Consider the following 17,309-nt stretch of genomic DNA (forward strand, 5'->3'; position numbering starts at 1 on the left):
GCTCACAGCGGCAGCATGGTGGTGCTTTTGATCTCTTCCATCGACAGGAGGGCGGTCACGTTATGCACCTTCACCTCGGAGATCAGCGCCTGATAGAACACATCATAAGCGCGGGCATTCTTGACGCGGACCTTCAGGATATAGTCAATATCGCCTGCCAGACGATGCGCCTCCATCACCTCGGGGCGCGAACGCAGCGCGCTGAGGAATTTCTGCTGCCAGTCTGCCTCGTGTTCCGAGGTCCGGATCAGCACGAAGAAACAGGCGTCAAAGCCGAGCGCCTCGGCATCGAGGATCGCTGTCTGCTGGCCGATGATGCCCGCCTCGCGCATTTTGCGGATACGATTCCACACGGGCGTCTTGGACGAACCCACCTTGCGGGCGATATCGTCCAGCGACTGGCTGGCATCGAGCTGCAGCTGCGAAAGAATTTTCCTATCCATGTCATCGATACGGACCGACATTCGCGCAACCTCCAGTGATCGGAACATATGTTCCAAGTTCATATGCGATACGAACATATATCCTTATCTGCAAGACCCCCATAGCGTAAAGGTGGGATATTTTCCTATATAGAGGGAGCCAAACAGGGGTTTTCCGATGTCTCAGAGCCAGATCGCCAAAGATACATCCCTCGTCACCTTCGCCGGTGCGGGTCCCGGCTCTGCCGATCATGTCACTCTGGCGGTGGCGCGGGCTCTGGAAAGCGCCGATATCGTGCTACATGATGCGCTGGTAGGCCCCGAAGTGCTGGACCTGATCGGCGCGCAGGCCACCCGCATCCGGACTGGCAAGCAGGGGTTCGGACCCAGCATGGCGCAGGACGAGATTTCCGCGCTGATCGTGGACTTCGCGCTACAGGGACGCCGTGTGCTGCGCCTGAAATCGGGGGATGCTTCGGTCTTCGGGCGACTGAACGAGGAAATCGCGGCCCTTGAGGCGCATGGCATAGGCTTCCGCGTCCTGCCCGGTGTCACCTCGGCCTCGGCCGCCAGCGCGGCCATCGGCCAGAGCCTGACCGAACGTGGCCGCAATAGCGAGCTGCGCCTGCTGACGGGCCACGACACCGAAGGCTATACCGATTCCGACTGGGCCCGCCTTGCCGCTCCCGGCGCGGTGGCCGCCTTCTACATGGGCAAGAAAGCCTCGCGCTTCATCCAGGGCCGCCTGATGATGCATGGGGCTGCCCCGAGCACGCCGGTCACCCTTGTCGAGAACGTGAGCCAGCCCGACCAGCGGATCTGGGCGGCAAACCTTGCCACCCTGCCCGATCAGGCTAGCCTATGTCAGGGGCCGACGGTCATTCTTTTCGGTCTCGCGCCGCGCGCGGCGGTGGCCACCCTTTCCCTTACCGATCTTCACCAGCCGGATCACACCGCCCTGGAAGTCCACGCCCGTGAGGAGGCATTCTGATGGCACGCAAATTCACGCCCAAAGTCCTGACCGCCAATGACCTGATGGAAGGCGATGTGATCTATCTCGCCGCCGACGGCACGTGGGTGCGCGACCATGCGCAGGCCGAGTTCCTCGAGGACGAGACCATTGCCGAGATGCGCATGCTGGTGGCACAGGGCCAGCCCGAGATCGCCGTAGGCCCCTATCTGGCCGATGCGAAAATGGGCGAGAACGGCCCCGAACCCATCCATTTCCGCGAGGCTTTCCGGACCCGCGGCCCGTCGAACTACTTCCACGGCAAGCAAGCCGAAACGGCAAGCCAGTAACAAGGAGCGCGCGATGTATACCTATTCCGATTTCGACGAAGCTTTCGTCCGCGAGCGCTGCAAACAGTTCCGTGCGCAGGTCGCCCGCCGCATCGACGGCTCGCTGACCGAGGACGAGTTCAAGCCGCTGCGCCTGATGAATGGCGTCTATCTGCAGCTGCATGCCTATATGCTGCGCATCGCCATCCCCTATGGCACGCTGCGCTCGGACCAGATGCGCCAGCTGGGCATGATCGCCGACAAGTTCGACAAGGGCTATGGTCACTTCACCACCCGCCAGAACATCCAGTTCAACTGGCCCACGCTGAAGGATATCCCCGATATCCTCGACGCGCTGGCCGATGTGCAGATGCATGCGATCCAGACGAGCGGAAACACGATCCGCAACACGACCGTGGACCATTTCGCCGGTGCCGCCACCGACGAGATCGCCGATCCGCGCCCGACGGCCGAACTGATCCGGCAGTGGTCCACCGACCACCCCGAATTCCAGTTCATGCCGCGCAAGTTCAAGATCGCGGTCGGGGCCTCCACCCATGACCGTGCCGCGCTCAAGGTGCATGACCTCGCCGTGGAGCTGGTCGACAAGGACGGCCAACAGGGCTACCGCATCCTCGTGGGCGGGGGCTTGGGCCGCACGCCGATGATCGGTCAGGTCATCACCGATTTCATCCCGAAAGCCGATCTTCTGCCCTATCTCGAGGCGGTGGTCTCGACATGGAACATCATCGGTCGCCGCGACAACAAATATAAGGCCCGCATCAAGATCACCGTCTTCGAGAACGGGATCGAGAAGATGCGCGAGCTGGTCGATGAGGAATTCGCCAAGACCCGCGCGAAATTCTCGGGCTACGACCAGGAGGTTCTGGCGGATCTGGAGCGCCAGTTCGCGCCGCCGGCCTTCAAGAATGCCGACCCTTCCTCACTGGAGACGGCCGTTGCGGTCGACCCGCTGCTCGCGCGCTGGGTTGCCCGCAACACAAATCCCCATAAGGTCGAGAACCATCTGTCGGTGGTGATCTCGCTCAAGGAGCATGGCAAGACGCCGGGCGATGCGACGGGCGACCAGATGCGCCTGATGGCCGATCTGGCCGATCAGTATGGCTATGGCGAGCTGCGTATCAGCCACGAGCAGAACGTGATCCTGCCGCATGTCGCCAAGGCCGATATCCCCGCGCTCTTCACCGAACTCGCCAAGGCGGGTCTGGCGACGGCGAATGCGGGCCTGACCTCGGATATCATCGCCTGCCCCGGCATGGATTACTGCGCGCTGGCCACCGCCCGCTCGATCCCCGTGGCCGAGCAGATCGCACTGCGCGTCAAGGAGCTGGATCTGGAGGACGAGATCGGTCTGATGAAGATCAAGATCTCGGGCTGCATCAATGCCTGCGGGCATCACCATGTGGGTCATATCGGCATCCTCGGTCTGGACCGTGCGGGTGTCGAGAACTACCAGATCACGCTGGGCGGCGATGCGACCGAGACGGCCGCCATCGGCGAACGCACCGGCCCCGGTTTCGCCTATGACGAGGTGGTTCCTGCGGTGGAGCGTCTGCTGAAGACCTATCTGGAGAAACGCAACTCCGCCGAGGAAACCTTCCTCGACGCCTATCGGCGCCTCGGTGCCGATCCCTTCAAGGAGGCGCTATATGGAGACGCTAAGAAAAATGCCGCGTGACGGCTGGGCCTCGATCGAGGACCGCGTCGCGGGGCTGAACAGCCGCTACAAGCACCATGCCGCCATCACCGTGATGGAGAAGGCGCTTGATGACCATGACACGGGCGATGTGGCGATGGTGTCGTCTTTCGGCGCGGAATCCGTTGTACTTCTGCACATGGTCTCGCTGATCCGTCCGGCCACGCCCGTGCTGTTCATCGATACGCATATGCTGTTTCAGGAGACGCTGGATTACCAGAAGGATGTGGCCGAGAAGCTGGGGCTCACCGAGGTGCGCACTATCACGGCCGATCCCAAGGATCTGGCCTTCGAGGACCCCGACGACACGTTGCACCAGTTCAACACGGATGCCTGCTGCGCGCTGCGCAAGACGATCCCGCTCGAACGGGCGCTGAGCCAGTTCGATGCGTGGATCACGGGGCGCAAGCGCTACCAGTCGGGCACCCGTGCGGCGATCGACTTCTTCGAGGTGGAAACCCCCACCCGCATGAAGATCAATCCGCTGGCACACTGGACGCGCGAGGATCTGCAGGAATATATGATCCAGAACCGCCTGCCGAAACATCCGCTGGTGGCCAAGGGCTATCCGAGCATCGGCTGCGCCCCCTGCACCAGCCCCGTGAAACCGGGCGAAGACCCCCGCGCGGGCCGCTGGCGCGGACAGACCAAGACCGAATGCGGGATCCATTTCATCGGCGGCAAGGCCGTGCGCGTGGGCCCCGATGGCAAACCGATTGACGAAACCCTCAAGGGAGACACCGTCGCATGAGCAAGATTGTACGCGATGACGGCTTTCATGCCGATGAGTTCACGGGCGATGCTGTGGTGCTGCCCTCCGATACCGATCCCGCACAGCTGGCGGCGCTGACGCAAGGCGCCGAGATGGTGATCTGCGAGTTCCCGTCCTTCTCGGACGGGCGCGGTTTCACCCTTGGCCGCCGGTTGCGCGATCTGGGCTTTGCGGGGCGTCTGCGCGCCCGCGGCCATGTGATCGCCGATCAATATGCGATGGCGCGGCGTCAGGGCTTCGACGAGGTCGAGATCTCGGACGAGCTGGCCACCCGCCAGCCGCAGGAGCAATGGGTCTTCCGCGCCGACTGGCAGGACCATTCCTATCGCCGCCGTCTGGTCGGCTGAGCATTTGGGGCTTTGCCATAATCGCGTCAGTGCGCTATGGCAGAGCCCAGCCAGAGAGAGCCAATCCCGGACGGGCCAGTTTACGAATGGGCCAGCCGTCCACCATGTTCATTCCGGATGCCCCTCCCCATTGCCCGAGGCCCGGACCAAACACGAGACCGCCATGACCGATACCGCAACCAAAACCCCCGCCGTAAAGACCCTTCCCGATGCGCAGACCGTCACCTCGGTCAAGCACTGGACCGACAGCCTGTTCTCGTTCCGCGTGACGCGCCCGCAATCCCTGCGCTTCCGCTCGGGCGAGTTCGTGATGATCGGCCTGATGCAGACCGACGAGAAGACTGGCAAGGAAAAGCCGCTCCTGCGTGCCTATTCCATCGCCTCGCCCAATTGGGACGAGGAGCTGGAATTCTACTCGATCAAGGTGCCGGATGGCCCGCTGACCTCGCGTCTGCAGCATATCAAGGAAGGCGACGAGATCATCCTGCGCCCCAAACCGGTGGGGACGCTGGTGCATGATGCCCTCCTTCCGGGCAAGCGCGTGTGGTTCCTTGCCACTGGCACCGGCCTTGCGCCCTTCGCCTCGCTGATGCGCGACCCCGAGACCTATGAGAAATTCGACGAGGTCATCATGATGCATACCTGCCGCACCGTCGAGGAGCTGACCTATGGCCGCGAGCTGGTCGAGGGGCTGCAAAATGACGAGCTGATCGGCGAGATGGTGGAGGGAAAGCTGAAATACTATCCCACCACTACCCGTGAGGATTTCCCCACCATGGGCCGCATCACCACCAACCTGTCCTCGGGCAAGGTCTTCGAGGATCTGGGCCTTGCGCCGATGAACCCCGAAACCGACCGTGCGATGGTCTGCGGGTCGCTGGCGTTCAACAAGGACGTGATGGAAGTGCTCGAGAGCTTCGGTCTGCGCGAGGGCGCCAATTCGGAGCCGCGTGAATATGTGGTCGAAAAGGCTTTCGTTGGCGAAGGCGTCTGAGCCCGTCCTGACCGAGTAGCAAACGCCCCGCCTCTGCGGGGCGTTTTTCATTCGAGCCAGCCGGTTGTCAGGGCCCGCGCCCATTCGGCCCGCCCCTCGGCTTCGGCCCGTGCCACCATCGCGGCACTGTCATAGGCCACATACCGGAAGGCGGCCTGCCAGCCCGCAGCCCGCCGTTCGACCACCGCATAGCTGGCATGGGGGGAGCCAGTCTGCATCTTATGCGGCACGGGCTCGTCATCGTCATAGGCGGGACAGCCGACACTTCCGGGATTGAGGATGATCCGCCCATCGGGCAACCGGACAAGGCGCGGGATATGGGTGTGGGCGCAAAGGATCAGACCCGCATCCACCCCTTCTGCCTCCGCCTCGATCTCGGAGAGACTGGCCGTGCGCGGCACACCATCAGGGCCGACACGCTCCAGCCAGTAACTTTCATCGCTTCGCGGCACGCCGTGACAGGCAAAGATCCCGTCTTCCAGCTCCAACACCTTGGGTAGCGCCCTGAGCCAGTCCAGATCGGCAAACGACAACTGGTCGTAAGCCACCCTGTCGGACTGGCCCATCGCGGCGGGCTCTCGCGTGATCAGATAGCGGTCATGATTGCCGCAGATAGACAACATCTCCCGCGACCGCAGACGTGCTGCTGTCCCCACCGCATCCAGCGGCCCGCTGAAATGATCGCCCAGATTGATGATCTGGCCGGTCCCCTGCGAATCGATATCGGCCAGCACCGCCCCGAGCGCATCGGAATTTCCGTGGATATCGGCAATCACGGCAAAACGTCGCATGGCATCCATTCCCTCTGGTCTTGTGCCTCTCATGGCCCGCAGACGGCAAGAAATCCGGCGCCACCCCTTTCCTTGCCGCGCTCAGCGCTAGCTGAGCACTCAACAGTCTATGCGAAGGAATCTTGAGATGGCACGAATTTTTCTGATCGGATCCACTGGTGGCGTCGGATCCCGGCTGGCGCCCATGCTGGTGGCGGCAGGCCACGAGGTCACGGCGCTCCACCGCAAGCCCGAGCAGGCAGACCGGCTGCGCGCGCAGGGCGCGACGCCCGTACAGGGCGACATCATGGAGCTGATGGCGCAGGATCTGGTGCCGATGATCGAGGGGCATGGCATTGTGGTCTTCTCGGCGGGGGCGGCAGGTTCGGGGGTGGAGCGGACCTCACGCATCGATGGCGAGGGCCCGCGTGAAGTGGTGGCCGCGATGGACCGTGCGGGGGTGGACCGGCTCTATCTGGTCTCCGCTTTCCCCGAGGCCGGGCGCGGACGCGATCCGAACCCCAATTTCGAGCATTACATGCGGGTGAAGAAAGAGGCCGATGCGGCGGTGGTGCGCAGCGATCTGTCCTGGGTCATCCTGCGTCCCGGCACTCTGGTCTCCGAGGAGGAGGATGGCGGCATCAGCGCGGGGCTGGCCCTGCCCTATGGCAGTGTGAAACGCGGCAATGTCGCGCGGGTGTTGGCCACGCTGATCGACATGCCCGCCATCAGGCGCGAGCTGATCGAGCTGACCGATGGCGATGAGACGCCCGAAGACGCGCTGAGCACATTGCGCCGCGACATCTGAGCCGGCGATCGTGCGGCAGGGTGCGGGACAGATTCGTTGCGCGCCTGCCTTGCCCCCGCCCTGCCTCGGCGCGAGCGGGCGAGGTCACGCTCCCCTCCACAGTGCTCCGAAAACACCCAGATCACGGGCTGCTCCGGCTTCGCGCGAAATTTAATCCGATTTGCACCCCGTGCTGGAACCGGATGGCGACGATTGCGGTTGAATCCTGTGAAAAGCGGCCCTATTTTACGGCCCAACAGATTTTTTGGCTATAGAAGGATGAACGCCATAGCCCGCAGACCACATAATGCCCCGCCGACCCGCGACACTGGTCCTCGCGTGAACGGACGGATCCGCGCAACCGAAATTCGCCTGATTGGCGCGGAAGGTGAAAACGTTGGTGTCGTGACCCCGGCAAAGGCGATGGCAATGGCTGACGAAGCCGGTCTCGACCTTGTCGAGATTTCCCCCAATGCGAAACCTCCGGTCTGCAAGATCATGGATTTCGGCAAGTTTAAATACGAACAGCAGAAACGCGAAGCCGAAGCCCGGAAGAAACAGAAGATCATCGAAGTCAAAGAGGTCAAGTTCCGTCCGGGGACCGACGTGCATGACTACGAGGTCAAACTGCGCTCCGTGAAGAAATTCCTCGAAGGCGGCGACAAGGTAAAAGTCACCCTGCGCTTCCGTGGTCGCGAGATGGCACACCAGAACCTCGGTCTCGAACTGCTAAACCGCGTCAGGGATGATGTCGGCGAACTGGGCAAGATCGAGAACATGCCCAAGCTCGAAGGCCGCCAGATGGTGATGATGATCGGGCCGAAATAAGGCCCGAGATCGCGAAGGCTGTGCAGCGCCATAGCCAGCAGGGACGCCCTCCTCGGTTTTCGGGGAGGGTTTTTCGTGGCGCATAACAGTGGCGGGTTCGTGATATTTCTGTCACCCTGTCACAGATCGCATCTGCGTGAGCAGGCGTGAATTGAGCGGGCAACGGCTTTGTGAGATTTTTGCCCATATTCCGAAGTCTGAACGGGAGTTCAAACAATGTCTCATGATCGTTCCGGTCATCTTTCGCGGCGTAGCGCCCTGCTTCTGGGCGGTGCCGCACTCTGTGCGCCCGCGATTGCCCGTGCCGCAACGCAGGACATCCCCATGGCGCAGCAGGAAGCCATCGTGGCGGCCCCCTCGCGCCATAACATCTCGGCCTTCCGCGAGATCCACTGGCAGGACCATTTCGACACGCTCGACCGCGTGACGCTGATTGCCGATACGCATTCCAAGGCCCTGCATTACTGGGCGGTAAATGGCGCGGATTACCGCCTCTATCCGACCTCGGTGCCGATGACCGACGCGCTGACCAAGCGCGGCTATACCGAGATCGTGCGCAAGAAGGTCGGCCCCGACTGGACGCCCACCAAATCCATGCTGGTGAAAGATCCCTCGCTGCATTACATGCCGCCAGGCCCCGATAATCCGCTGGGCACCCGCGCGATGTATCTCAGCTGGCCCGCCTATATCATCCACGGCACCCATGACACCCGCAAGATCGGCCGCCGCAGCTCCTCGGGCTGTATCGGCCTCTATAACGAGCAGGTGGAATCTCTTTACGAACTCTGCCCGGTGGGCACGCAGGTCAAGATCCTCTGACCAAAGTCAGACATCCGATCCCGGGAAAAGGCGCATCTTTGCAAATGCGCCTTTTTTCGTGTTCGGGACGGGAGCCATGCGGTTGCGCAAGGGTCCGCCACGCGACGTCACCCCGAACAGGGGCTATCTTCATCATTCCGTTACCATGATCATATCTTCTGTTCCAAAAGTGACAGAGAGGATCATCATGGCTCTGCCCGATACGCTATGCGCCCGCCTCATCGAGACGGTAAAGACCGAGAATCTCGGTGGCCAGTTTCTCATGCTCGGCCGCCAGCGCTGGATCGGTTCCCGGCGCGGAGCCTCGGCCGAGCTGTTTGCCGAGATGATGACCGCGCATCTGCCGCAGCTCAGCGAAGCGGATCTGCAGGATTCGTCCTCGATCTATTGCGAGACTTTCTTCCGGCAACTGGGCTTCACCTCGGTCGATTCGATGGACATCTCGGACTTCGAGGGGGCTTCGATCATCCATGATCTCAGCCAGCCCCTGCCCGATACGCTGCGCGAGCGGTTCGATGTGATCTATGATGGCGGCACCTGCGAGCATATCTTCGACCTGCCCGCAGCCTACCGCAATCTGGATGCGATGCTGCGCCCCGGGGGCACGCTGATCGGTCACTCGCCCTGCAATGGCTGGATCAATCACGGATTCTACCAGCTGACGCCGGAAATGGTCTACGGGTTCTGGGAGGCCGGTCTGGGCTATGAGGTTCTGGACCTGAAGCTGCAGCCGATGCTGCCCAATTTCGCCAATGCCTATGCCACGACCACAAACCCGAACGAAACAGGGGTGCGCCCGCGGCTCAGCCGGAAACTGCCGCAGAATTCGCCGATCATGCTGGTCTATGCGGTGCGTAAACCTGCGTCGGCTTCGCCCGAGACAGGGGTTTACCAGACCGATTACAAGTTGAAATGGGATGCGGCTGCCGCGTAACCCCTGTCGCTCGAGCCAGAAACGACGACCTATGAAATTCAAAGCGCCGCAGGAGGGAGGCCCGCGGCGCTTTCATCGGATCGGGTAAGGGAGACACCCGTTTGATCCGCAATGGGCAGACCCCGCCGGAAACCGGCTAGAGGGAGAAGGGATCTGCCTGACCTTTGTCTAGGCCCACAGGAGATAAAGGGCTTTGACATATATCAATTCGCATGTCCCGCCCCCGTTTACCAATCAGCTTTTCGGGAGATCGCGCAGGGCCTTTCTCACCGGCCCGTTATCGTTGCGCTTCAAGATCCACTCTCCCAACCGGCGCGCCAGTTTCAGATGCCCGCGCGCGACACAGCGGTTGAACAGCTCTTTCTGGTAGCGCGGGAAATTGCGCCTTGCCCGGAGCGCCATGTGGAAATCCTGCGGGCGCAGACTGCCTTCGAGCGCCTTGAGGATGATCGGTGTGAGGATGCCCATCTGGTTGAGCGACGATCCGAGTCTATGGCCCAGTAGCGGCGCGCGCAGTTTCATGACATTGGGCGCGTCAAAACGCGCGGCATGGCCCGCATCGAGGGGCTCGTAGGGATCATAGAGGATGCTCACACGCGCGGCCGCTTTCGAGGCTTCTGCCGCATCGCCATATTTGCCCGAGAAATCCTGCCCCCAGACGGTCTTGTAGCGCGTCTCCCATGGCACCACCGCCTTGTCGACGGTGGATTGCGGCGAGATCACCACCACATCCGCGCCGGGACAGGCCGCCGAGAAGGCCGCCGCCGCATAACCGCCCATCGAGGCGCCATAGAACACGACCCGCTCGAATTGCGCGAAGAACCCCTCGGCGGCCAGCCGGTCGAATTCGTCAAACACCCAAGGGTCGCGATACCATGTCCAGCCGCCCGCCATCGCGCCCAGCATCGACCAGCCCTGTTTCTCGATGAAACTATAGCCCCACGGTCTGCGATCCTCGCGCTTGCCCATAGCAATGTCGAGATTGTCGAAGGTCACCACCAGTGTCTTGCCGCGTGGCACATAAAGAAAGCTGTGCTGGCCGTTATCGGTGTAAAACCCGTCGGGCCCTGCCAGCTCGCGCGCGATCTCAGCCCAGGCCGGATCGCTTTCGGCCTTAGGGGCAAAAGGGCTGAAAAGCACCCGCGTGATCTTGCCATTGCCACGGCCCTCGAACTCCTCGAGCGCCGCGCTCTCGCCATATGGCTTGAGGAAGGGGAACGCACCGGTGCCCGCACGGATATCCATCAGCATCCGGCTGTCGGCGTGGAACAGTTTGCCCATCAGCGGTGCGAGATGCCTGATCTTGGCGCTATCGCCGAAACTGGCCAGCGACAGGACCAGATCGGCGGGTTTAATCTCCTCGAGCCGTGTCACGATGCGGATCCGCGCACCATCGACGCCCGCCGTCACCAGCTGCGCCTTCACCGCCTGCGCATGGCCGGAGGCAAGCGCCGGCCATGCGCCGTCACTGCCCAGATCAATCAGGTCGATCTCGCAATCGAACCGCTCCTGCGCGGCCAGTGCCAGATCGGGTGCCATCGCACCCAGATCGGCGATCCGTTCGATCCGGGTCAGGCCGGTTCTCTCCAGAAGGGCCGCGGCCTGCGTCCCTTGCGCCTGTTCGGGCGGGGTCACGGGCGTGACGGGCTCGGCGGGTTTTACCGACCCGTCGGGCAGCACGCCATGCTTGCTCATCAGCATTCCCACACAGCTGCGGGCTTTCGGGATGCCGCCATGTTTCTCGTTGATCCGCGCGCGCAGGCGACGGCCATAGAAATGGATCGAATAGGTCTCGTCGGTCACATGTTTCTGCCAGTCATAGCCCGGCTGGGTCATCTTGGCGCGGTATTTGTAATCGATCGGATAGAGGGCGGCCTGCGGCAGGGCGTATTTGATCTCGCCTGTTTCCTTGAGGAAATGGGTCAGGCCATGCGGCCCCCATACGCCCCAAGGCTGATCACCCGCATGGACGGGTTCGCCACGCTCGCGCGCCTCCAGCAGCTCGCGGGTATAGTCATCGCCATACCATGTGGGGATGGCATATTCGTCATTGGTGAACTCGATAAGCCGGCCCAGAGCCTCGCTATCTTGCGGCAGGCCCAGCACGCCGCCATTCACCCCCTCCTTGCTTTCCCATGCAAAGAAATGCCCCGTGGGGCTGGTGAAGGGTTTCACGCAATAGGCATCGGTATCGGCCCAGATCATATGGTCGTTCTTGGCCAGAAGATGATAGCGGAAGCGGTCCGAATGCAGCGCGGGCGAATTGGTGCGGCCATGGCGCAGGAACTGCTCCGAGGAGAGGATCTCGTTGGCATCGGCAATCGCCACGCCCTCGGGCACATTGGGGATCGGCTCGTAGGAATAGAGCGTGATATGCTGGCCCGCATCCACAAAACTCTTCAGACAGAGAACTTCGAGAAAGCTCATCTTGCCGCCGATCCAGAGGGCTGCAACCTGATAATCTTTGTTCATATTCCGTTCTCTCTCTGCACAGCGCGATGCTGCCCTGTCATCCTGCTCCGACGCAGGGGAAACTGCACGGGAGAATACGGTTATCATGCGAAGTAACTGCGACGAATCCAAGGCGTTTTCTCTGCAGGCCGCGGGCTGTTTCAAAGCCCCCCCGCCTTCGGCGCGAAACTGACCCGCACTGTCTCGGGGGCAGTCTCGCCAAAGGGCGCGGCGATCTGGGTCAGCGTGCCACGCGAACGCAAGAAGGGAAACCCGCGCGAGCCGCGGCGGATATCGATCACCAGCCTGCCATCGGGACGCAGCATTCTGGGTAAAAGCGCGCCGAGCGGCGCCACCGGCCATTGATCCCCGTAGCTGCCCAAAGACAGAACCAGCCCGTCAGGCTCGAGAAGGAACGGATCGGGAACATATCGGATCAGATCACGCCGCACCCCTTGCTCCGCCAGCCAGTCGGTATAGGGGGCCACCCAGTCGGAGATCGTCTCGCGTGCCCCGCCCTCCTCGGTCAGATCCACGAGAACGATATCGCAATTGTGCCGCCGGTGTGCCGCTAGCGCCAACGCCGGTGCCCGACCGCCAAGATCGTAGCAGGCCCGCACGACACCCACGCCCATCTGCGCCAGCACCTGTGGATCGATCCCTGTCTCCTCGAAACGGGTCCGCCCGCGCGAGGTGATCGGGGCAAACTCCGCCCGCACGCCATGTTTGCGGCACAGATGGTCCAGATAGCTGCCCGGCTGGGGTGCACTATGCGGCAGCCGCCCGAGCTTGCGCTTGTTGGAGGCCCACAGGTGCAGCCCCGTGGTCAGAGTCGAGAGCGCCGCTTTCACCTGCCCCTCGCCCCGCAGGAAGGTCTCGCGCTGCGGGAAGGGCACGGGGTAGAAGGCCGCCATCGGCTGGACCTTATCGGCCAAGCCCAGCGCACGGGTGAAATGGGTCACCATCAACGGCCCCCAGATGCCCCATGGCTGCTGGCTGACATGCACCGGATTGCCCTGCTCTGCCGCCTCACGGTAATTGCGCTGCATCTCGGGGGGCAGAAAAGGCGCCACCGAGAAGCGGTCGCGGGTAAACTCCAGCATCGCCTGTAACAGCTCGCCCTGCGCCGGAAGCCCCAGAACCGCATTGTTGATACGGTCACTTTTGGGAAGCTCATAGGCCAGAACATAGGGGCTTTCGTAGTCCAGCGGGCGGTGACAATAGACATCGGTATCAACCCAGATCATGCCGGGGCACTTGGCCAGCATATGCAGACGGAACAGATCGGCAAACAGCGCGAAACTGTCCTTGCGCTCGTATTTCAGAAACCCTTCCTGCGGATCGGGGTCGAGGATCTCGCGTCCGTCGCGCTGGATGACGCCTTCGGGAACATTGCCGATGGGTTCGTAGGAGAACAGCGTGATGTTCTGCCCCTGATCAACGAAGCTCTTGAGGCACAGGATCTCGAGCCAGCTCAGCCGCCCCCCGATCCATAGGGTCCCGATTTCACGCATATTTCCCTCGACACGGCAGGCAAGGCCCAGCGCCCTTACCATAATCTGGCACCAACCTGCCCGAAGAATTGACAATTTCCAACGGAATACACGAAAAAACCGACATGGTCTTAACTCTCTATGCGGCATATGCTTGCATGGAGGCTCAGGCCTCTCGGGCTGGGGGTTCGCCGCCCGAGATAGAACAGGCCAAGACGCAGGACAAATAGACGATGGCATCAGTGATCAGACGCAGCCTCATGGCAGAAGCCCCGCAAGGGCCCGATGGAGACGGCCCCGAGACGACAGGACCGTGGCTGCTGGATGCTGTTGCATGGGAGATCGGCGGCACCCGCCATTTGCGTGCGATGCTGGCCACCCCCTCTAAGGTCGAACAGGTCACCGGGCTCGAGGGCGGCCAGATCACCGAGCTGCGCGACGTAGCAGGGGGCGCGATGGTCTGCGCGACCCTTCCGGCAGGCACGGCCGCTGTCCTGACCACGACCAGGACTGAAGGGGCTACGCCCTTTACACGCTCTCTGGCAACGGCCCCCGCAGAATGGGACGTCCTGCGCGGGCGGAACTGTCTCTTCGGGCAGCGTCTGGAAGAAAGCGCCGATACGGTCCTCGACTGGCTTAGCTGGCATGCCGACCAGCATGAGGCCGATGGCGCGGTGATCCTCAACCGCTTCCCCGATGATGCCTTCGTCGCGGCTCTCGACAAGGGGATTGCCCAGCGCGATCTGGAGATCGAGGTGATCGTTCTCGATTGCCCCGTGCCCATGGGCAAACCCGATACCGGACCCGAGAGCCATCCCTTCCTAGCCCCCGATGCGCCCGGCAAGGACCGGATGGAGATCCCCGCGCCCGATGCGACCCGCTCTCCGCTTGGACAGGGGCTGGTCTTCGAAATTGCCAAATGGCGGTTTCTGGCAGAAGCACGCGCAGTGCTGGTGCTGGATGTGACCGACTTTCTTGCCCCTGTGGCCGATGGCAGGACCGGTGCTTTTGACACCTGTGCCGCGGCGCCTTCGGGTGTAGTGATGCTGGTCGGGCGACGCATTTATCCATGGCGGATCCGTAATGACGCGCCGGAGCGCTTTGCCGATCATATCTGCCGCCAGTTCGATGCGCGGCGTGGCACGGCGCGCTGGGGCTGTGCGCCGGCCAAAGCAGGGCTCGAGGCCACATGGCGAATGACCCGCGTGGCTTATGCCAAACCGGACCCTGCGCATGTCTTCACCTTCTGGCGGGCCATGGCGCTGCGGGTGCCGGGGCGCAAGGCGGCAGAGCTGGCCCCCAAAACCTCGCTCGTGGAGGATGAACAGCTTCTGGCACTCGCGATGGATGTCTGGGGCCATAAGCCCGTGCGTCCGCCTGTGTCCAAGGTCAAGGCTGTCCCCAAACCCGCGATCAAAGCAGGCTCGACCGCGATCGTGACCACGATGAAGAATGAAGGCCCCTTCATCATGGAATGGCTCGCCTATCACCGCGCGATCGGGGTAGACCAGTTTCTGATCTATACCAATGACTGCACCGACGGCACCGATACGATGCTGGATATGCTGATGGCAAAGGGGCTTGTGCAGCATCGCGAGAACCCGTGGCGTCCGGGTGGAGAACTCAAACCCCAGCACGCAGCCCTGCAGGCCGCCGAAGCCGAGCCGGTCATTCAGGAGGCCGGTTGGGCGATCTGCATGGATGTGGACGAGTTCATTAATATCAAGATCGGCGATGGCACCCTGACCGATCTCTATAAAGCCATGGGCGAGGCCAATATGATCTCTCTCACATGGCGGCTCTTCGGTAATGCCGATGTCCATGAATATGAGGATCGCTTCCTTCTGGACCAGTTCACCACCTGCGCCCCCGAGGTCGTGCGCAAGCCGCATCAGGCCTGGGGGTTCAAGACGCTATTCCGCAATATGGATATCTACAAGAAGATGGGGGTGCACCGCCCCAAAGGTCTGGTGCCCGATCTCTGGGATCAGGTGAAATGGCTCAACGGCTCTGGCCAGCCCATGCCGCGCGAGATGTTCCGCAATGGCTGGCGCTCGACGCTCGAGACCTATGGCTATGACTGGGTGCAGCTCAACCACTATGCCGTGCGCTCGGCGGAAAGCTTTCTGGTCAAACGCGACCGCGGGCGGGTGAACCATGTGGACCGCGATCAGGGGCTCAATTACTGGTTCCGGATGAACCACAATCTCGAGACCGAGACCTCGATCCAGCGGATGATCCCTGCGCTACAGGCCGAATATGACCGGCTGATGGCCGACCCCGAGATCCGCGCGGCCCATGAGGCGGCGGTGAGCGCCCACCGCGCCAAGATCGCCGAACTGCGTGCCACCGAGAATTACGAGAATTTCTACGGCGATCTGACAAGTGCGAAATACGAGCGCCTCTCGCGTATGCTCCAGCATTTCGGCTCGGCTGTGTTCAATGCCGGTCCAGACTGCCTGCCCGAGGACATGCATCTGCGCGAAGTGGCGCCCGATTTCTTCTTTACGGTCGAACATGCGGGCGAGGCAGAGCATTGAGGGGCGCGTTACGCCTCTGGCTGGCGGCGGATGCCTCCGGCAGGGATATTTATAGACGCTGGAAATGCGCTCCCTTACCCGGCAGGACGGGCGCCGATGGCTGATCCCTGCATCCTCGGCATCAGCTGTATGAAAAACGAAGGCGCCTTTCTGCTGGAATGGATCGCCCATCACCGTGCCATCGGCATGAGCGACTTCCTGATCTATTCCAATGATTGCGAGGACGGGACGGATCTCATGCTCGACCGGCTCGCCGCGATGGGCGGGCTGCATCACGAGTGCAACCCCGGCCCCTGGAAGCGCGGGCCGCAATGGGAAGCACTCTTGCGTGCCGACAAGCATCCCGCACAGGCTCGTGCCGACTGGACGCTTGTGTTCGATGTGGATGAGTTCGTGAATATCCATATCGGGACGGGCCAGTTCGGAGATCTGATCACCGCCCTGCCCGAGGCCGATGCGATTGCGCTGACATGGCGTTTTTTCGGTAATGACGGGGTGGTGGAGTTTGCAGACCTACCTGTGACCGAGCAGTTCCGGCGTGCCGCCCCCACGCAAATGCTCTGGCCGTGGCGGGCCTCGATCTTCAAGACACTGCTGCGCAATCGCGGACAGTATCGCAAGCTGGGCGTGCACCGCCCGCGCGGACTAAAGGACGGGGCAACCCCGCGCTGGCATGACGGATCGGGCACTGTCCTGCCCCCGCTCTATCATAAGAACCGCCTTTTCACACCGCCCGACAGAGAGTGCCGGAGGCTGGTTCAGCTCAACCATTACGCGCTGGGCTCGATGGAGAATTATGTGGTCAAATGCGATCGCGGGCGGGCCAATCGTGATGTGGGCGGCTTCGATCTCTCCTACTGGGTCGAGCGGAATTTCTGCAGCGAAACCGATGTGAGCATCGAGCGCACCCGCCTCCGGCGCGAGGAGATCCGGCAGGAACTGCTGGGCGACCCCGTGCTGGGTCCGCTGCATGCGCAGGCGGTCGCGTGGCGGCGGGCGCGGATCGATGCGCTCCTTCTGGAGGAGGCGCCACGCGCGATGTTCGGACGTCTGCTGCTGACACCGCCCACACGCCCCTTGTCCGAATCCGATGCACGGCGCATGCTGAGGCTGGGACAATTGGCGCATCGGACGCAACATGATGACGAATTGTGAAC

16 protein-coding genes are annotated in these 17,309 nt (G+C 62.2%); 12 read left to right on the forward strand and 4 right to left on the reverse strand.

The genetic code is table 11. The features are described 5' to 3' along the window. Positions 1 to 2: 2 nt before the first annotated feature. Entirely contained in the window at positions 3 to 464 is a 462-nt protein-coding gene (locus tag ABEB22_RS13300) for an Lrp/AsnC family transcriptional regulator (protein ID WP_339112398.1), read from the reverse strand. Between the two features lie 136 nt (positions 465 to 600). Between ABEB22_RS13300 and cobA the strand changes: the two genes are divergently transcribed. The 6 genes from cobA (at position 601) to ABEB22_RS13330 (ending at position 5,530) form a co-directional block, all read left to right on the forward strand. Further along, positions 601 to 1,413, forward strand: coding sequence for a uroporphyrinogen-III C-methyltransferase (gene cobA / locus ABEB22_RS13305; RefSeq protein ID WP_406870538.1), 813 nt, complete (start codon positions 601 to 603; stop codon positions 1,411 to 1,413). Further along, entirely contained in the window at positions 1,413 to 1,721 is a 309-nt protein-coding gene (locus ABEB22_RS13310; RefSeq protein WP_406870539.1) for a DUF2849 domain-containing protein, read from the forward strand. The genes cobA and ABEB22_RS13310 overlap by 1 nt, the downstream gene beginning before the upstream one ends. A 13-nt stretch (positions 1,722 to 1,734) precedes the next feature. Next, positions 1,735 to 3,399, forward strand: coding sequence for a nitrite/sulfite reductase (locus tag ABEB22_RS13315; protein ID WP_406870540.1), 1,665 nt, complete (start codon positions 1,735 to 1,737; stop codon positions 3,397 to 3,399). Continuing rightward, entirely contained in the window at positions 3,371 to 4,168 is a 798-nt protein-coding gene (locus ABEB22_RS13320; protein ID WP_339112394.1) for a phosphoadenylyl-sulfate reductase, read from the forward strand. The genes ABEB22_RS13315 and ABEB22_RS13320 overlap by 29 nt, the downstream gene beginning before the upstream one ends. Continuing rightward, on the forward strand, positions 4,165 to 4,536 hold the full coding sequence (locus tag ABEB22_RS13325) for a DUF934 domain-containing protein (protein WP_339112393.1): 372 nt from the start codon (positions 4,165 to 4,167) through the stop codon (positions 4,534 to 4,536). The genes ABEB22_RS13320 and ABEB22_RS13325 overlap by 4 nt, the downstream gene beginning before the upstream one ends. 163 nt (positions 4,537 to 4,699) lie before the next feature. Continuing rightward, entirely contained in the window at positions 4,700 to 5,530 is an 831-nt protein-coding gene (locus ABEB22_RS13330; protein ID WP_406870541.1) for a ferredoxin--NADP reductase, read from the forward strand. A 47-nt stretch (positions 5,531 to 5,577) separates the two neighbouring features. Here ABEB22_RS13330 and ABEB22_RS13335 read toward each other — a convergent pair whose 3' ends face one another. Beyond that, positions 5,578 to 6,321, reverse strand: coding sequence for a metallophosphoesterase family protein (locus ABEB22_RS13335; protein WP_406870542.1), 744 nt, complete (start codon positions 6,319 to 6,321; stop codon positions 5,578 to 5,580). A 127-nt stretch (positions 6,322 to 6,448) separates the two neighbouring features. On the opposite strand from ABEB22_RS13335, the gene ABEB22_RS13340 reads away from it, so the two are divergent. From ABEB22_RS13340 to ABEB22_RS13355, 4 genes are all read left to right on the forward strand, one after another. Then, positions 6,449 to 7,108 carry an NAD(P)H-binding protein gene (locus ABEB22_RS13340; RefSeq protein ID WP_406870543.1) on the forward strand — a complete coding sequence of 220 codons (660 nt, stop codon included), beginning with the start codon at positions 6,449 to 6,451 and terminating at the stop codon, positions 7,106 to 7,108. Between the two features lie 258 nt (positions 7,109 to 7,366). Beyond that, positions 7,367 to 7,915 (forward strand): translation initiation factor IF-3, encoded by a 549-nt coding sequence (gene infC / locus ABEB22_RS13345; protein ID WP_339114501.1) that lies wholly within the window; start codon positions 7,367 to 7,369, stop codon positions 7,913 to 7,915. A 216-nt stretch (positions 7,916 to 8,131) separates the two neighbouring features. Further along, positions 8,132 to 8,734 carry a L,D-transpeptidase family protein gene (locus tag ABEB22_RS13350; RefSeq protein ID WP_406870544.1) on the forward strand — a complete coding sequence of 201 codons (603 nt, stop codon included), beginning with the start codon at positions 8,132 to 8,134 and terminating at the stop codon, positions 8,732 to 8,734. A gap of 187 nt (positions 8,735 to 8,921) precedes the next feature. Next, positions 8,922 to 9,668, forward strand: a complete 747-nt coding sequence (locus ABEB22_RS13355) for a class I SAM-dependent methyltransferase (RefSeq protein ID WP_406870545.1) — start codon at positions 8,922 to 8,924, stop codon at positions 9,666 to 9,668. A 234-nt stretch (positions 9,669 to 9,902) separates the two neighbouring features. On the opposite strand, the gene ABEB22_RS13360 is transcribed toward ABEB22_RS13355, so the two are convergent. Both ABEB22_RS13360 and ABEB22_RS13365 read right to left on the reverse strand, forming a co-directional pair. Then, complete coding sequence (locus tag ABEB22_RS13360) at positions 9,903 to 12,140, reverse strand: hypothetical protein (protein WP_406870546.1); 2,238 nt, start codon at positions 12,138 to 12,140, stop codon at positions 9,903 to 9,905. A 140-nt stretch (positions 12,141 to 12,280) separates the two neighbouring features. Next, the gene (locus ABEB22_RS13365; RefSeq protein WP_406870547.1) at positions 12,281 to 13,633 is read right to left on the reverse strand and encodes a hypothetical protein; all 1,353 of its coding nucleotides are present in this window, start codon (positions 13,631 to 13,633) and stop codon (positions 12,281 to 12,283) included. A gap of 212 nt (positions 13,634 to 13,845) precedes the next feature. Between ABEB22_RS13365 and ABEB22_RS13370 the strand changes: the two genes are divergently transcribed. Both ABEB22_RS13370 and ABEB22_RS13375 read left to right on the forward strand, forming a co-directional pair. After that, a complete protein-coding gene (locus tag ABEB22_RS13370) occupies positions 13,846 to 16,152 on the forward strand; it encodes a glycosyltransferase family 2 protein (RefSeq protein WP_406870548.1) in 2,307 nt (768 codons plus the stop codon). A 96-nt stretch (positions 16,153 to 16,248) separates the two neighbouring features. Next, complete coding sequence (locus ABEB22_RS13375) at positions 16,249 to 17,307, forward strand: glycosyltransferase family 2 protein (protein ID WP_406870549.1); 1,059 nt, start codon at positions 16,249 to 16,251, stop codon at positions 17,305 to 17,307. Positions 17,308 to 17,309: the final 2 nt, after the last annotated feature.

This window comes from Thioclava sp. 'Guangxiensis', from assembly GCF_045348365.1.
Lineage (GTDB): Bacteria > Pseudomonadota > Alphaproteobacteria > Rhodobacterales > Rhodobacteraceae > Thioclava > Thioclava kandeliae.

Excerpts from the sequence above, each read along its gene's own strand:
- ABEB22_RS13310 (WP_406870539.1), top strand. The coding sequence starts at position 1,413 with ATGGCACGCAAATTCACGCCCAAAGTCCTGACCGCCAATGACCTGATG.
- ABEB22_RS13350 (WP_406870544.1), top strand. The coding sequence starts at position 8,132 with ATGTCTCATGATCGTTCCGGTCATCTTTCGCGGCGTAGCGCCCTGCTT.
- infC (WP_339114501.1), top strand. The coding sequence starts at position 7,367 with ATGAACGCCATAGCCCGCAGACCACATAATGCCCCGCCGACCCGCGAC.
- ABEB22_RS13355 (WP_406870545.1), top strand. The coding sequence starts at position 8,922 with ATGGCTCTGCCCGATACGCTATGCGCCCGCCTCATCGAGACGGTAAAG.
- ABEB22_RS13370 (WP_406870548.1), top strand. The coding sequence starts at position 13,846 with ATGGCATCAGTGATCAGACGCAGCCTCATGGCAGAAGCCCCGCAAGGG.
- ABEB22_RS13335 (WP_406870542.1), bottom strand. The coding sequence starts at position 6,321 with ATGCGACGTTTTGCCGTGATTGCCGATATCCACGGAAATTCCGATGCG.
- ABEB22_RS13375 (WP_406870549.1), top strand. The coding sequence starts at position 16,249 with ATGGCTGATCCCTGCATCCTCGGCATCAGCTGTATGAAAAACGAAGGC.
- ABEB22_RS13325 (WP_339112393.1), top strand. The coding sequence starts at position 4,165 with ATGAGCAAGATTGTACGCGATGACGGCTTTCATGCCGATGAGTTCACG.
- ABEB22_RS13300 (WP_339112398.1), bottom strand. The coding sequence starts at position 464 with ATGTCGGTCCGTATCGATGACATGGATAGGAAAATTCTTTCGCAGCTG.
- ABEB22_RS13340 (WP_406870543.1), top strand. The coding sequence starts at position 6,449 with ATGGCACGAATTTTTCTGATCGGATCCACTGGTGGCGTCGGATCCCGG.
- ABEB22_RS13330 (WP_406870541.1), top strand. The coding sequence starts at position 4,700 with ATGACCGATACCGCAACCAAAACCCCCGCCGTAAAGACCCTTCCCGAT.
- cobA (WP_406870538.1), top strand. The coding sequence starts at position 601 with ATGTCTCAGAGCCAGATCGCCAAAGATACATCCCTCGTCACCTTCGCC.
- ABEB22_RS13360 (WP_406870546.1), bottom strand. The coding sequence starts at position 12,140 with ATGAACAAAGATTATCAGGTTGCAGCCCTCTGGATCGGCGGCAAGATG.
- ABEB22_RS13320 (WP_339112394.1), top strand. The coding sequence starts at position 3,371 with ATGGAGACGCTAAGAAAAATGCCGCGTGACGGCTGGGCCTCGATCGAG.
- ABEB22_RS13315 (WP_406870540.1), top strand. The coding sequence starts at position 1,735 with ATGTATACCTATTCCGATTTCGACGAAGCTTTCGTCCGCGAGCGCTGC.
- ABEB22_RS13365 (WP_406870547.1), bottom strand. The coding sequence starts at position 13,633 with ATGCGTGAAATCGGGACCCTATGGATCGGGGGGCGGCTGAGCTGGCTC.